A 12,870-nucleotide genomic window follows, 5' to 3' on the forward strand; every position below is an offset into this window, starting at 1 on the left:
CCGTGCCGTTGCGTAACCAAGACGTCGGGAAAGGCGGGACGGCGAGGGCACCCGACTCGACATCGGCCGGGGCGCCCGCCAGATCTGAGGGGTCATGCGCGCCTATCACGATCTGCTCACCCGCATCCTCTCCGAGGGCGTCCGCAAGGAGGACCGCACCGGCACGGGCACGCTCTCGGTGTTCGGCCACCAGATGCGGTTCGATCTCGCGGAAGGCTTTCCTCTGGTGACGACGAAGCAGCTCCACCTGCGCTCGATCGTCCATGAATTGCTGTGGTTTCTGAAGGGCGACACCAACATCGCCTATCTGAAGGAGAACGGCGTCACGATCTGGGACGAGTGGGCCGACGCGGAAGGCGATCTCGGCCCCGTCTACGGCAAGCAATGGCGCAGCTGGGCCAAGCCGGACGGCGGCACGGTCGATCAGATCGCCTGGGTTCTCGACGAGATCGCCCGCAACCCGGATTCGCGCCGCCTGATCGTCTCGGCCTGGAATCCGGCCGACCTCGACCGGATGGCCCTCGCTCCCTGCCACTGCCTGTTCCAGTTCTACGTGGCCGAGGGACGCCTCTCCTGCCAGCTCTATCAGCGCTCGGCCGATGCCTTCCTCGGCGTGCCTTTCAACATCGCGAGCTACGGCCTGCTGACGGCGATGATCGCGCAGGTGACGGGGCTGCGGGCCGGCGACTTCGTCCATACCTTCGGCGATGCGCATCTCTACGCCAACCACCTGGAGCAGACCCGCCTCCAACTCACGCGCGAACCGAAGGCCCTGCCCCGGCTGCGCCTGAACCCGGAAGTGCGCTCGCTGTTCGATTTCCGCTTCGAGGACATCGTGATCGAAGGCTACGAACCGCATCCCGCGATTAGGGCGCCGGTGGCCGTCTGATGGGCAGGCCTTACATCTCCCTCGTCGTCGCCATCGCCCGCAACGGCGTGATCGGCCGCGACAACGATCTCGCGTGGCGGATCTCCAGCGACCTGAAGCGCTTCAAGGCGCTCACCATGGGCAAGCCGATCCTGATGGGTCGCAAGACCTGGGATTCGATCGGCCGTCCCCTGCCCGGCCGGCGCAGCCTCGTCCTGACGCGCCAGCGTGGCCATGCCATCCCGGGTGCCACGGTCGTGCACGATTGGGATTCGGCTCTGGCCGCGGCCGAGAGCAACGAGTTGATGGTGGTGGGCGGCGCCGAGATCTACAGGCTCGCCCTGCCTCATGCCGACCGGCTGCACCTCACCGAGGTCGATGCGGCACCGGAGGGCGATGCGTACTTTCCCTCCTTCGACCGGAGCGCCTTCCGCGAGACGTTCCGCGAGGCGCACGAGGCGGGTGAACGCGACGAATTCGCCTTCCAATTCGTGGATTTGGAGCGCGTCGCCGATCGTTGATCGCGCAGGCGGCGCTTTGGCCGCAGGGGTGCAAGGAGATTCGCGGCTCGGATAGCCGTTGCGGTTGACGCGGTGCAGGCCCACCTGCCAGCCTTGACAGGACCGCGCGGCGCCACTCAGGTGCGCGGCGTCCTTGCGGCACCGCAAACGCGTTCTGGCGCTTGGGGAAACCGGCCTCTTCCGCCCCCTGTCAGGGCGAAGGCCGGGCGGCGGATCGAGTTTTCAGGCAAGGGCCTGCCGCATCCGCGGGGGGCCGGCTTCAGCAGGAGTTCACGTCGAGAATGCCTTGGAGCAATCAGAGCGGCGGCGGAGGTGGCCCCTGGGGCCGTCCCGGCGGCGGCAATGGCGGCGGCCCCTGGGGTGGCGGGGGCGGCGGCAAGACGCCCCCCGATCTCGAGGATCTGCTCCGGCGCGGCCAGGATCGACTCCGCGGCGTGATGCCGGGCGGGGGCTTCGGAGGCGGCAAGGGAATCCTCGTGGCGGCAGGCCTCGTGCTCGGCGCGTGGCTTATGACCGGCTTCTACATCGTGAAGCCCAACGAGGTCGGCATCAACACGATCTTCGGGCGCTACACCGGCCAGTCCGGCGAGGGCCTGCGCTACAACTTCCCCTACCCGATCGGCGCCGTCCAGAAGCCGAACGTCGGCATCGTGAACTCGATTCCGATCGGCTACATCACCACCGGCAGCACCACGCGTCAGCGCGACGTGCCGGAAGAGAGCCTGATGCTCACCGGTGACGAGAACATCGTCGACATCGATTTCGAGGTGCAGTGGCGCGTCAATCCTCTCAAGGCCGAGGATTACGTCTTCAACCTCGCCAATCCGGAGGGAACCATCAAGGCCATCTCCGAGAGCGCGATGCGCGAGGTGATCGGCCGCCGCAACATCCAGGCGATCCTCACCAACGAGCAATCCAGCATCGCGCAGGAGGTCAAGGAGATCGTCCAGAGCGCCCTCGACGAGTACGGCGCCGGCGTCCGCATCGAGGTCGTGCAGCTCACCAGCGTCACCCCGCCGCCGGAGGTGCGCCCCGCCTTCATCGACGTGAACGCGGCGCAGCAATACGCCCAGCAGGTCCGCAACGAAGCCGAGACCTATGCGAGCCGCGTGGTGCCCGATGCCCGAGGCAATGCGAGCAAGATCATCCAGGGCGCGGAGGCGTACCGCTCTCAGGCAACGGCCGAGGCGACCGGTCAGGCGTCCCGTTTCCGTCAAGTCTACGATTCCTACAAGGCCGCGCCCGAGGTGATCCGCGAGCGGATCTTCCTGGAAACGATGGAGAAAGTGCTCGGCTCCGTGAACAAGGTCATCATCGATCAGAACGGCGGCGTGGCCGGCGGCGCCAGCGCTGCGGGCGTGCTCCCGGTGCTGCCGCTCCTCGACGGCGGCCGGACGCAGGCGAACGGAGCGAGCAGCCGATGAACAATCCAGCCATCCGGACCGGTCTGATCCTCGTCGCCGCGGTCGTGGCGATCGGGCTCTACGCCTCCGTCTTCACCGTAGGGCAGATGCAGCAGGCCCTCGTGCTTCAGCTCGGCCGCGTGCGCGACGTGCTGAATCCGGTCGGGCAGAACAAGCCCGGCCTCTACTTCAAGGTGCCGTTCACCGACAGCGTCGTGCTGTTTGACAAGCGGGTGCTCGATCTCGACCTGCCGGTGCAGACCCTGCTCACCGCCGACCGGCAGAACCTCGAAGTGGACGCCTTCGCCCGCTACCGCATCGTCGATCCGCTGAAGTTCTATCAGTCGGTCGGGACGATCGCGCTGGCGAACCAGCGCCTGGCGAGCTTCACCAACTCCGCCCTCCGCAACGTCCTGGCCCGCACCAGCCGCGACGCCATCGTGCGGACCGAGCGCTCCGAGTTGATGAACACGATCCAAGAGGATGTGAACCGGCAGGCCAAGGGTCTCGGCATCGAGATCGTCGATCTGCGCATGACCCGCGTCGATCTCCCCGCGAAGAACAGTCAGGCGGTCTACGACCGCATGACCTCCGAGCGGAAGAAGGAGGCGACCGATATCCGCGCCAACGGCGATCAGGCGGCGACGCTGATCCGCGCCAAGGCCGACCGCGACGTCGTCGTGATCCTGGCCGAGGCCAACCAGCAGCAGGAAGAGCTTCGCGGCCAGGGCGACGCGGACAAGAACCGCATTCTGGCGGAAGCCTTCGGGCAGGACGCGGACTTCTTCGCCTTCTACCGCTCGATGCAGGCCTACGAGCAGTCGCTGAAGGGTCAGGACACGCGACTCGTGGTGAGCCCGAACTCGGACTTCTTCCGCTACTTCAACGATCCGCAGGGCCGCCGCCCGCAGGGTGCCCGCAACGGCGCCGCCCAGCCCACGGCTGCGGGCGCCGGCGACGCGACCACCGGCGCGGTGCGCTGAGCAGCCTGCGACCGATCCGACCGATCCGGCCGGCGCCCTTGATCGAGGGTGCCGGCCGCCGAACTTATAAGCCGGCCTGACACCGGGCACTCTCGGAGCTTGAGGAAACGTCCATGAGACTCGCCGCGAACGCCGTCCGGGGCCGAACGCCGTCTCTTGCCCGGCGCGCCTCGTCGGCCCTGGCCGCCGCGGTTCTGAGCGTCACCGTCACGGTCACAGCGCTGCCCCTTCCTGCCTTCGCCCGGGGTCCGGAGTCACTCGCCGACCTGGCCGAGAAGGTGACGGACGCGGTGGTGAACATCTCCGCCTCGACGACCGTCGAGGCGAGCAATCGCGGCGGCCGGACCATGCCGCAGTTGCCTCAGGGCACCCCGTTCGAGGATCTCTTCGAGGAATTCTTCAAGCGTCGCGGACAGGGCGCTCCGAAGGGCGATGACGACAGCCCGCGGGGGCCGACGCGCAAGTCGAACTCGCTGGGCTCGGGCTTCATCATCGATGCGTCGGGCATCGTGGTGACCAACAACCACGTCATCGGCGACGCCAACGACATCCAGGTCATCCTGTCCGACGGCACCAAGCTGAAGGCGGAAATCATCGGCAAGGATTCGAAGATCGATCTCGCCCTGCTGCGGGTGAAGCCGACGGCCGAGCGGCCGCTCAAGGCGGTGCCCTTCGGCGATTCGGACAAGATGCGCCCGGGCGATTGGGTGATGGCGATCGGCAACCCGTTCGGCCTCGGCGGCTCGGTCTCAGCCGGCATCGTCTCCGCCCGCGGCCGCAACATCGAGTCGGGCCCCTACGACAACTACATCCAGACGGATGCGGCCATCAACAAGGGCAATTCGGGCGGTCCGCTGTTCAACATGGACGGCGAGGTGATCGGCATCAACACGGCGATCCTCTCGCCCTCGGGCGGTTCGGTCGGCATCGGCTTCGCTGTGCCCTCGGGAACGGCAAGCCCCGTCATCGACCAGCTCCGGCAGTTCGGCGAGGTGCGCCGCGGCTGGCTCGGCGTGCGCATCCAGAACGTCGATGAATCGACCGCCGAGGCGCTCGGTCTGAAGGGCGGCGCCAAGGGCGCGCTGGTAGCCGGCGTCGACGAGAAGGGGCCGGCCAAGACCGCCGGTCTCGAGGTCGGTGACGTCATCGTCAAATTCAACGGCGTCCCGGTGAAGTCGTCGAGCGAGCTGCCGCGCATCGTCGCCGCGACACCGGTCGGCAAGACCGTCGAAGTCCAGATCGTCCGCAAGGGTGAGGAGCAGACGAAGTCGGTCCTCCTCGGCCGCCTCGAGGACGGCGAGAAGACCCAGGTTGCCAACGTGAAGCAGCCTGAGGCGGAATCGGCCAACCGCCAGATCCTCGGCCTCAACCTGTCCGGCCTCACCGACGAGGCCCGCCGGCGCTACAACATCAAGGAGAGCGTCAAGAACGGCGTGGTTGTCACCAAGGTCGATCCGAACTCGACCGCCGCCGACAAGCGCATCCAGCCCGGCGAAGTCATCGTCGAGGTCGGCCAGGAGGCAGTGGCCAATCCGGCCGACGTCACGAAGCGCGTCGAGGCCCTGAAGAAGGAAGGCCGCAAGTCGGTGCTGCTGCTGGTCGCCGGCGCGAGCGGTGACGTGCGCTTCGTCGCCATCGGTCTGGAGTGACGGGGCCTCGATCCCGATATTGATCCGTTCGTCGTTCCCCCCTCTCTCCGCCTGCGGGGAGAGGGGGACTACGATCGGTTTGGGTTTTTGCGGCAGCACGAAGAACCCTAAGCCGCGAACTCCGCCGCCGAAAATCCCTGCAGGTAGAGCAGCGCGGTCAAGTCGCCGTGCTCGATCCGAACGCGGGCAGCCTCCGCCACCCTGGGCTTGGCGCGAAAGGCGACACCGACGCCTGCCTCGGCGATCATCGGCAGGTCGTTGGCGCCGTCACCAACCGCCATCGTCTCCGCAGCGCTCAGGCCCAGCCGCTCGCGCAATTCGATGAGGCTCGCCCGCTTGGCCTCCGCCCCGACGATCGGCTCCACCACCTGACCCGTCAGGTGTCCATCCGCCACGTCCAGGCGGTTGGCGCGGGTCTCGTCGAAGCCAAGGCGCGCACCGATCGGTCCGGTGAACAAGGTGAAGCCGCCGGAGACGAGGCAGGTGAAGGCGCCGTGCGCCCGCATCGTCGCGACGAGGGTGCCACCGCCCGGCGTCAGGCGAATCGCGTCGCGGATCAGACCGTCGATGACACCGACGGACAGGCCCTTCAGCAGAGCCACTCGCTCCCGCAGGGCCGGCTCGAACGCGATCTCGCCGCGCATGGCCCGCTCGGTGATCGCCGCCACGCGATCCTTGATGCCGACGACGTCGGCGAGTTCATCGATGCATTCCTGCTCGATCATGGTCGAGTCCATGTCGGCCAGGAACAGCCGTTTGCGGCGATGCTGATCGTGAGGAAGCACGGCTAGGTCGATCGGTTCAGACCCGAGGGCTTCGCGCAGGGCCTCGGTGAGGATCGGCGCCTGTTCGGGCGAACCCGGAACCAGCAGTTCGGCCGCCACCTCTCCGTGGAGAATCCTCGGCTGATGCTCCGTCCGCACCACCCGGCGCGCCTCGGCGAGCACCGCGTCGGTGATGGCGGGCCGGGCCGGGTTTGCTATCAGCGTCGCGACGAGAGTCATGGAGAGTAGCCGTGCGGAGTTCGGACGGGCAGGAAATGGGGCGCCCGGCCGCCATCCTCATTGCAGGGCCCACCGCCTCGGGCAAGTCGGCGCTGGGCTTGCGCATCGCCCGAGCCTTCGGCGGCACGGTGATCAACACGGATTCGATGCAGGTCTATGCCGACCTGCGCGTGCTCTCGGCCCGGCCGACACGGGAGGAAGAGGCTCTCGCGCCGCACCGCCTCTACGGGAGTGTGGACGGTGCGGTAAATTTCTCCGTCGGCCACTTCCAGCGGCAGGCCGCCGCGATCCTGTCCGAACCCGAAGCCGGGGCTCTGCCGATCTTCGTCGGCGGCACCGGCCTTTACTTCCGATCCCTCGACGAGGGCATCTCCGACCTGCCCGCGGTGCCGGAGGCCATCCGGGCGAAGGTCCGGGCGGAGGCGGACGGGCAGCCGACCGAGGTGCTCCACACCGCGCTGGCGCTGCGCGACCCGGAGAGTGCGCGACGGCTGCGTCCCTCGGACCGGATGCGGGTGATGCGGGCCCTCGAGATCTTCGAGGCGACCGGCCGCTCCATCGGCTCGTTCCACGAGGCCCGTGAGCCGGGACCGCTCGCCGGAAAGCCGCTCTTGAAGATCTTCCTCGCCGCCGATCGCGCAGAGCTGCGCCAGCGCATCGATGCGCGCTTCGTGACGATGATGGACCAAGGCGCCCTCGACGAAGTGGCCGCCCTGCGGGAGCGGCGCCTCGACCCCTTGCTGCCGGTGATGCGGGCCCACGGCGTGCCGGGCCTCATCGCCTATCTCGACGGGACGATCTCCCGCGACGAGGCCGTGCAACGCGGCCAGGGCGATACCCGCCGCTACGCCAAGCGCCAGTTCACGTGGTTCCGCCATCAGATGGGGGAGGACTGGCACTGGACCACGCCGGAGGCGGCGTGGTCGCTGGCGGTGCGCCGGCTCAGCGCTCCAGCCGGGCGATGAGTGCGGAGGTGTCCCAGCGCTTGCCGCCCATGGCCTCCACCTCGGCGTAGAACTGATCGACCAGAGCCGTCACCGGAAGCCGTGCACCGTTGCGGCGGGATTCGGCCAGCAGGATGCCGAGATCCTTGCGCATCCACTCCACGGCGAAGCCGAAATCGAACTTGTCCGCATTCATGGTTCGGCCGCGATTCTCCATCTGCCAGGATCCGGCCGCTCCTTTGGAGATCACGTCGAGCACGGCCTCCACGTCGAGGCCAGCCCGCTTGGCGAAATGGATCGCCTCGGACAGGCCCTGCACCACCCCGGCGATGGCAATCTGGTTGACCATCTTGGTGAGCTGGCCGGAGCCCGAAGGCCCGAGCAGGCGGCACGATTTGGCATAGGCCATGACGACGGCTTCGACCGCGGCATAGGCCGCCTCCTCGCCGCCGCACATCACGGTGAGCACACCGTTCTCCGCGCCAGCCTGGCCGCCGGAAACCGGCGCATCGATGAAGCGGAGCCCGGCCGCGTCAGCGGCCGCGGACAATTCGCGGGCGACCTCGGCCGAGGCGGTGGTGTGATCAACGAAGACCGCGCCCTTCTCCATGCCGGCGAAGGCACCGTCCTCGCCGAGCACCACGGAGCGCAGGTCGTCGTCGTTGCCGACGCAGGCGAAGACGATGGCGCATCCGGCCGCCGCCTTGCGCGGGGTCGCGGCGGCCCGGCCGCCATGGGCGGCGACCCAGGCCTCGGCCTTGGCACCGGTCCGGTTGTAGACGGTGACGTCGTGGCCCTTCTTCGCGAGGTGCCCCGCCATCGGCGAGCCCATTACGCCGAGGCCCAGGAACGCGACTTTCGCCATGGGATTGGTGTCTCCGGTATCGGATCGTCCGATCCCGTGCTCTAGCCCCGACCGCACGACATTCAAAATACCACGGCGGTCAGCGCTGGGGATGGCCGTTGCCGCGGGGTACCCTGTCGGCTACGGTCCGCCGAGCGATGCAGGACCGCGCCCGAAATCCCTATTCCGGTCTTGCCGACCACGCCTTCTGGGACCGCTCTGTCGGTTCGCTGCCTCTGTTCGCCCTCGATCCGATGGCCGGGCCTACGGTGCCGGAGGGATTTCGGCTGACGCGGCAGACCCGGATCGCGACGGCGGGAAGCTGCTTTGCCCAGCACATCGCCGACCGCCTCCAGGCCAGCGGCTACCATTATCTGGTTTCCGAAGACACGCCCGAGGGTGTGCCACCGGCCGAAGCCCGCGCCCGCGGATACCGCCTGTTCTCGGCGCGCTACGGCAACGTCTACACTGCGCGCCAGCTCCTGCAGCTCATCGAGCGGGCCTATGGCCGCTTCACCCCCGCCGATCGGGTCTGGGAACGACCGGACGGGCGCTTTGCCGACCCGTTCCGTCCCCGCATCGAGCCCGCGGGCTTCGCCAGCCCGGAGGCCGTCGAGGCGGAGCGGGAGGAACACTTCACCCGGCTGCGGCGACTGTTCGAGAACCTCGACGTCTTCGTCTTCACCCTCGGACTCACCGAAGGATGGCAGGCGCGAACCGACGGTGCGGCTTTTCCCCTCTGCCCCGGCGTGGCGGCCGGCACTTTCGATCCGGAAGCTTACGTCTTCAAAAATCAGCCGGTCGAGGAAGTGATCGCGGATCTTTCCGCCTTCGCCGACGCCTTGAAGGCGGTCAATCCACAGGCGCGCCTGATCCTGACTGTTTCGCCCGTGCCGCTGGTGGCGACCTACGAGGGACGCCACGTGCTGCAATCGACCGTTCACAGCAAGGCGGTGCTTCGGGTCGCCGCGCAGCGTCTGGCCGATACGCGCGACGACACGCTTTACTTTCCCTCCTACGAAATCATCACCTCGCCCGAGGGCGCCTTCCGTTATCTCGAGAGCGATCTCAGGTCCGTCAGCAAGGACGGTGTCGATCATGTCATGCGGGTCTTCTTCCGCCATCTCACCGAGGGCGGGGACCAGGACGCTCTGCCGGCCTCCAGTCGAAGCCTGCACGAGGCGCGCCGCGAGTTCGCCCAGCAGGCCGCCGTGGTCTGCGACGAAGAATTGCTGGCAGCGGGGGGCACGCGGCCGTGGCTAGGCGAATCGTCGTCATCGGCAACAACTGCCAAGTCGCCGTCCTCGCGGGGTGTCTGGGATTCCTTGCGCCGGATGCTGAGATCGCGTCGGTAGAGCCGGCAACCTTCTCGCAATTCGACTCCAGCCCCCGGCGGCTGCTCGACGCGGTGAGGAGCGCCGACCTGACCGTGTGCTTTCCTTTCGACGCCGGCCCGTTCGGCGATGTGACGCCGGCACGGATCCTCGAGACGGCCCGGTTCGTGGTGCCTGTCCCAACGATCGTCTTCCCGGCCTTCCACCCGGACATCGTCTATATCGGCCACAAGGCCGGCCTGTTCGGCTCGCCGATGGGCGACTACCACTCGGCGCTGATCGTCTACGGCTTCGCCCGCGGCTACTCGGTCGACGAGATCGTATCGCTGTTCCGGGCGGAGGTGTTCTCACGGGTCGGATATCTCGACGGCTGGTTCGCCAGTCGCGACGCCCTGTTGGCGATGAGCCACGCGCACGGCTGCAACCTCGACCGCCTCTTCGCCGGTTGGATGCGCCGCGACTGCTTCATGCACACGATCAATCATCCGAAGCTGTTCGTCCTCGCGGATCTCGCCCGCGACGCGCTCCGGCGCGCCGAGATTCCAGCGCGGACGGCGGCCTGCGAGGATTACCTGCCTGATCCGCTCAGCGGGTGCGTCTGGCCGGTTTATCCGGAAATCGCGGCACGGCTGGGCGTCATCGGGAGCTCGACCTTCAAGCCGCCGCTCGGCGGGCTCAACTTCCTGGTGGATGCCGGCCGCTGCATCGACTTGCGAGCAATGGTCGAGGGATCGCTGGCGATCTATGCGCATACCCCGAAGATCGCCGGACACTGCGATCGCGTTCAAAGTTGGCTGGCGGCTCCGGAGATCCGGGACACTTTGATCCCGGCGGCGGGGTAAGGCCGCTCAGCCGCCGGTCACGCTCATGTGCCGCGGCACGGCGGCTGGGCGGGCCCGCTCGATGACGAAGTCGTGGCCCTTGGGCTTGCGGGAGATCGCCTCGACGACGGCCTGCGTCACCAGCGCGTCGTCGGGCGACGCGCGCAGGGCGGCCCGCAGATCCGCCGCGTCCTCCTGGCCGAGGCACATGTAGAGCTTGCCGGTGCAGGTCAGCCGCACGCGGTTGCAGCTCTCGCAGAAATTATGCGTCAGCGGCGTGATGAAGCCGAGTCGGCCGCCAGTCTCCTCGATCCGCACGTAGCGGGCCGGGCCGCCGGTGCGGTCTGGAAGCGGGGTCAACGTGAAGCGCTGCTCCAGGCGCTCGCGCGCGACCGAGAGCGGCAGGAACTGATCGGTGCGGTCGCCCTCGATTTCGCCCAAGGGCATCACCTCGATCAGCGTCATGTCCATGCCGAGGCCGTGGGCCCAGGCGATCATGTCGGCGATCTCGTCCTCGTTGACGCCCTTGAGCGCCACCGCATTGATTTTGACCTTGATGCCGGCGGCCCGCGCCGCCTCGATGCCGGCGAGCACCACAGACAGGTCGCCGCGCCGGGTGATCTCCCGGAACTTGCGCGGGTCGAGCGTATCGAGCGAGACGTTGATCCGGCGCACCCCGAGATCAGACAGCTCGGGCGCGAAGCGGGCGAGCTGCGAGCCGTTCGTCGTCAGCGTCAACTCGTCCAGTGCGCCGCTCCGCAGGTGACGCGAAAGCCGGCGGAAGAGGTGCATGATGTCGCGACGGACCAGAGGCTCGCCCCCGGTGATCCGGAGCTTGCGCACGCCGCGGTCGATGAAGACACCACAGAGCCGATCGAGCTCTTCGAGGGTCAGAAGATCGCGCTTGGGCAGGAATTGCATGTCCTCCGCCATGCAATAGGCACAGCGGAAATCGCAGCGATCCGTCACCGAGATGCGCAGATAGGTAATCGCCCGCTGGAACGGGTCGATCAACGGCGCAGGGCGCACGGGCGCAGGCGCGTCTTCGGCGCTACCCCACATGCGCGCCTTTGAACTCGACACGTGACCAGCGTTGGTGGTTTTGTCGGCTGACAGATCCAACATCGCCATCCATATGAGGGCGGTGGCATTTTCCGGCAAGCGCATGAGCGCAACGCCGGCATGAGAGCGTGGAACGGACCGTCATGAGTGAGCGCTGGCCCACAGAAATACGCCTGTCCGGCGACAAGCGCATCCTGACCGTTGCTTTCGACGGAGGCGGTCGCTTCGAACTGCCTGCCGAGTACTTGCGTGTCTCGAGTCCTTCCGCGGAGGTTCAAGGCCATTCTCCGGCGGAACGCAAGGTCCTGGGCGGCAAGCGCGACGTCGCAATCCTCTCGGTGGAACCGGTCGGCAACTATGCCGTGAAGCTGTTCTTCGACGACATGCACGACACCGGCATCTACGGATGGGATTATCTGTTCGACCTCGGCCGGGAGTACCGGAACCGCTGGTCGACCTATCTGCGCGAGCTGGAGGAGCGTGGTCTGTCGCGCGACCGCGCCGCCAGCGCCTCCGCCAAAGGGAGCCATGGCAGCGCTGGCTGCGGGAGCGGCGGCTGCGGCTGCCACTGATGATCCTGAACCCGTGCGGGCCGTCTCTGTGACGACCCGCAGGCTGTCCTAGCTCGGCTGTTCCTCGACCTCGTCGAGGTCCTCGTCGGGGATGGCGTCCGGCCGTGGCGGCGGTGGATCCCCGGCCGGCGGCTGCGGCGAAGGGTGCGAATCGCCGTTCGGCTTCGGCTCGGTCTCGGATTGCGGCCGCTCGCTCTGTTGCGTCACGTCGTGCTCCCTGGATGGATCATAAGGCCGGCGCTCTCGCGCACGAGCCGGGACCTGAGAAAATCGGGCTGGGATGTCCTCCGGGTGGCCCGAAAGATCGCGGATCCTGGCGTCAGGCTGCGCCCGACGTGCTCCACTCTCGCTTTACCTCGTCGGCACTCCGGTTGAGCCGGACCTGATCGCCCTCGACGCCGATCACGAAATCGAGTGGGATGTAGTGGTGAAGCCCGCCGGCTTCGGAATCACTCTTCGTCAGCTTGATCTCGCCCTTCGCGACGTGATCGACCGTGCCGACATGGCCGCCGTCCGAACCGACGACGGTGGCGTGCTCGCGAATCTGGCTGGCATCGACCATGGCTGCTCTCCCTGTTGAGCGGAGCCAACCGGCTGCGCCGATGCAGGTTCCGCGCGTCCGGTCCGTCCGCTTGTGGGAGACGGCATGCGACGGACCGGCATTGAACCATCGGCGCGCACCGCCGTTTCCGTGCGAGATCAACGGAAGCAATGGACAGCAGCGCATGGCGGCCACCGATACCCAGCACCGCATCGGCCAGGACGTGAATACGGTCGATCAGCTCAGCAGCGTCGTCATCCTGGGCCTCGCCGTTGCCGGCGGGGCCGCCGCCATCGTGCTCAGCTTGCTCCTCATCGGCTGAGG

Annotated in this window: 15 protein-coding genes; 10 read left to right on the forward strand and 5 right to left on the reverse strand. The window is 67.6% G+C overall.

Translation table 11 applies throughout. The annotated features are described in order from the left end of the window. Positions 1–94: 94 nt before the first annotated feature. The 5 genes from HNR01_RS04240 to HNR01_RS04260 all read left to right on the forward strand — a co-directional run bounded on the left by HNR01_RS04240 (position 95) and on the right by HNR01_RS04260 (position 5,424). Complete coding sequence (locus tag HNR01_RS04240) at positions 95–889, forward strand: thymidylate synthase (protein ID WP_183666814.1); 795 nt, start codon at positions 95–97, stop codon at positions 887–889. Then, a complete protein-coding gene (locus HNR01_RS04245; protein WP_183666816.1) occupies positions 889–1,389 on the forward strand; it encodes a dihydrofolate reductase in 501 nt (166 codons plus the stop codon). Before HNR01_RS04240 ends, HNR01_RS04245 begins: the two co-directional genes overlap by 1 nt. Positions 1,390–1,670: 281 nt before the next feature. Then, positions 1,671–2,813 (forward strand): FtsH protease activity modulator HflK, encoded by a 1,143-nt coding sequence (gene hflK / locus HNR01_RS04250; protein ID WP_183666818.1) that lies wholly within the window; start codon positions 1,671–1,673, stop codon positions 2,811–2,813. Then, positions 2,810–3,775 (forward strand): protease modulator HflC, encoded by a 966-nt coding sequence (hflC, locus tag HNR01_RS04255; protein WP_183666820.1) that lies wholly within the window; start codon positions 2,810–2,812, stop codon positions 3,773–3,775. The genes hflK and hflC overlap by 4 nt, the downstream gene beginning before the upstream one ends. Before the next feature lie 113 nt (positions 3,776–3,888). Beyond that, positions 3,889–5,424, forward strand: coding sequence for a DegQ family serine endoprotease (locus HNR01_RS04260; RefSeq protein WP_153875297.1), 1,536 nt, complete (start codon positions 3,889–3,891; stop codon positions 5,422–5,424). Positions 5,425–5,531: 107 nt separating this feature from the next. Here HNR01_RS04260 and serB read toward each other — a convergent pair whose 3' ends face one another. Continuing rightward, entirely contained in the window at positions 5,532–6,428 is an 897-nt protein-coding gene (gene serB, locus HNR01_RS04265) for a phosphoserine phosphatase SerB (RefSeq protein WP_183666822.1), read from the reverse strand. Positions 6,429–6,439: 11 nt separating this feature from the next. Between serB and miaA the strand changes: the two genes are divergently transcribed. Then, positions 6,440–7,393: a tRNA (adenosine(37)-N6)-dimethylallyltransferase MiaA gene (gene miaA, locus HNR01_RS04270; RefSeq protein WP_183666824.1), complete on the forward strand. Its 954-nt coding sequence runs from the start codon at positions 6,440–6,442 to the stop codon at positions 7,391–7,393. Here miaA and HNR01_RS04275 read toward each other — a convergent pair. After that, complete coding sequence (locus HNR01_RS04275; protein ID WP_183666826.1) at positions 7,371–8,237, reverse strand: NAD(P)-dependent oxidoreductase; 867 nt, start codon at positions 8,235–8,237, stop codon at positions 7,371–7,373. The two genes, miaA and HNR01_RS04275, sit on opposite strands and share 23 nt — an antisense overlap. Positions 8,238–8,374: 137 nt before the next feature. Here HNR01_RS04275 and HNR01_RS04280 point away from each other — a divergent pair, with 137 nt between their 5' ends. Further along, the gene (locus tag HNR01_RS04280; RefSeq protein ID WP_183666828.1) at positions 8,375–9,571 is read left to right on the forward strand and encodes a GSCFA domain-containing protein; all 1,197 of its coding nucleotides are present in this window, start codon (positions 8,375–8,377) and stop codon (positions 9,569–9,571) included. After that, positions 9,472–10,392, forward strand: coding sequence for a WcbI family polysaccharide biosynthesis putative acetyltransferase (locus tag HNR01_RS04285; RefSeq protein WP_183666830.1), 921 nt, complete (start codon positions 9,472–9,474; stop codon positions 10,390–10,392). Before HNR01_RS04280 ends, HNR01_RS04285 begins: the two co-directional genes overlap by 100 nt. Before the next feature lie 6 nt (positions 10,393–10,398). On the opposite strand, the gene moaA is transcribed toward HNR01_RS04285, so the two are convergent. Then, complete coding sequence (moaA, locus tag HNR01_RS04290; protein WP_183666832.1) at positions 10,399–11,433, reverse strand: GTP 3',8-cyclase MoaA; 1,035 nt, start codon at positions 11,431–11,433, stop codon at positions 10,399–10,401. Positions 11,434–11,576: 143 nt separating this feature from the next. Here moaA and HNR01_RS04295 point away from each other — a divergent pair, with 143 nt between their 5' ends. After that, complete coding sequence (locus HNR01_RS04295; RefSeq protein WP_017485922.1) at positions 11,577–12,005, forward strand: gamma-butyrobetaine hydroxylase family protein; 429 nt, start codon at positions 11,577–11,579, stop codon at positions 12,003–12,005. Positions 12,006–12,053: 48 nt separating this feature from the next. On the opposite strand, the gene HNR01_RS04300 is transcribed toward HNR01_RS04295, so the two are convergent. Together HNR01_RS04300 and HNR01_RS04305 are read right to left on the reverse strand one after the other, a co-directional pair. Continuing rightward, positions 12,054–12,212, reverse strand: coding sequence for a hypothetical protein (locus HNR01_RS04300; protein ID WP_017485921.1), 159 nt, complete (start codon positions 12,210–12,212; stop codon positions 12,054–12,056). A 112-nt stretch (positions 12,213–12,324) separates the two neighbouring features. Beyond that, positions 12,325–12,567 (reverse strand): DUF2171 domain-containing protein, encoded by a 243-nt coding sequence (locus HNR01_RS04305; protein WP_017485920.1) that lies wholly within the window; start codon positions 12,565–12,567, stop codon positions 12,325–12,327. A 163-nt stretch (positions 12,568–12,730) separates the two neighbouring features. Here HNR01_RS04305 and HNR01_RS04310 point away from each other — a divergent pair, with 163 nt between their 5' ends. Further along, complete coding sequence (locus HNR01_RS04310; RefSeq protein ID WP_017485919.1) at positions 12,731–12,868, forward strand: hypothetical protein; 138 nt, start codon at positions 12,731–12,733, stop codon at positions 12,866–12,868. Positions 12,869–12,870 lie beyond the last annotated feature (2 nt).

The organism is Methylorubrum rhodesianum, from assembly GCF_014199985.1.
Lineage (GTDB): Bacteria > Pseudomonadota > Alphaproteobacteria > Rhizobiales > Beijerinckiaceae > Methylobacterium > Methylobacterium rhodesianum.

What these genes read in the sequence shown, in the direction of transcription:
- HNR01_RS04260 (WP_153875297.1), top strand. Translation starts at nt 3,889, where the DNA reads ATGAGACTCGCCGCGAACGCCGTCCGGGGCCGAACGCCGTCTCTTGCC.
- HNR01_RS04310 (WP_017485919.1), top strand. Translation starts at nt 12,731, where the DNA reads ATGGCGGCCACCGATACCCAGCACCGCATCGGCCAGGACGTGAATACG.
- moaA (WP_183666832.1), bottom strand. Translation starts at nt 11,433, where the DNA reads ATGTGGGGTAGCGCCGAAGACGCGCCTGCGCCCGTGCGCCCTGCGCCG.
- HNR01_RS04245 (WP_183666816.1), top strand. Translation starts at nt 889, where the DNA reads ATGGGCAGGCCTTACATCTCCCTCGTCGTCGCCATCGCCCGCAACGGC.
- HNR01_RS04275 (WP_183666826.1), bottom strand. Translation starts at nt 8,237, where the DNA reads ATGGCGAAAGTCGCGTTCCTGGGCCTCGGCGTAATGGGCTCGCCGATG.
- HNR01_RS04240 (WP_183666814.1), top strand. Translation starts at nt 95, where the DNA reads ATGCGCGCCTATCACGATCTGCTCACCCGCATCCTCTCCGAGGGCGTC.
- HNR01_RS04305 (WP_017485920.1), bottom strand. Translation starts at nt 12,567, where the DNA reads ATGGTCGATGCCAGCCAGATTCGCGAGCACGCCACCGTCGTCGGTTCG.
- HNR01_RS04295 (WP_017485922.1), top strand. Translation starts at nt 11,577, where the DNA reads ATGAGTGAGCGCTGGCCCACAGAAATACGCCTGTCCGGCGACAAGCGC.
- serB (WP_183666822.1), bottom strand. Translation starts at nt 6,428, where the DNA reads ATGACTCTCGTCGCGACGCTGATAGCAAACCCGGCCCGGCCCGCCATC.
- hflC (WP_183666820.1), top strand. Translation starts at nt 2,810, where the DNA reads ATGAACAATCCAGCCATCCGGACCGGTCTGATCCTCGTCGCCGCGGTC.
- hflK (WP_183666818.1), top strand. Translation starts at nt 1,671, where the DNA reads ATGCCTTGGAGCAATCAGAGCGGCGGCGGAGGTGGCCCCTGGGGCCGT.
- HNR01_RS04280 (WP_183666828.1), top strand. Translation starts at nt 8,375, where the DNA reads ATGCAGGACCGCGCCCGAAATCCCTATTCCGGTCTTGCCGACCACGCC.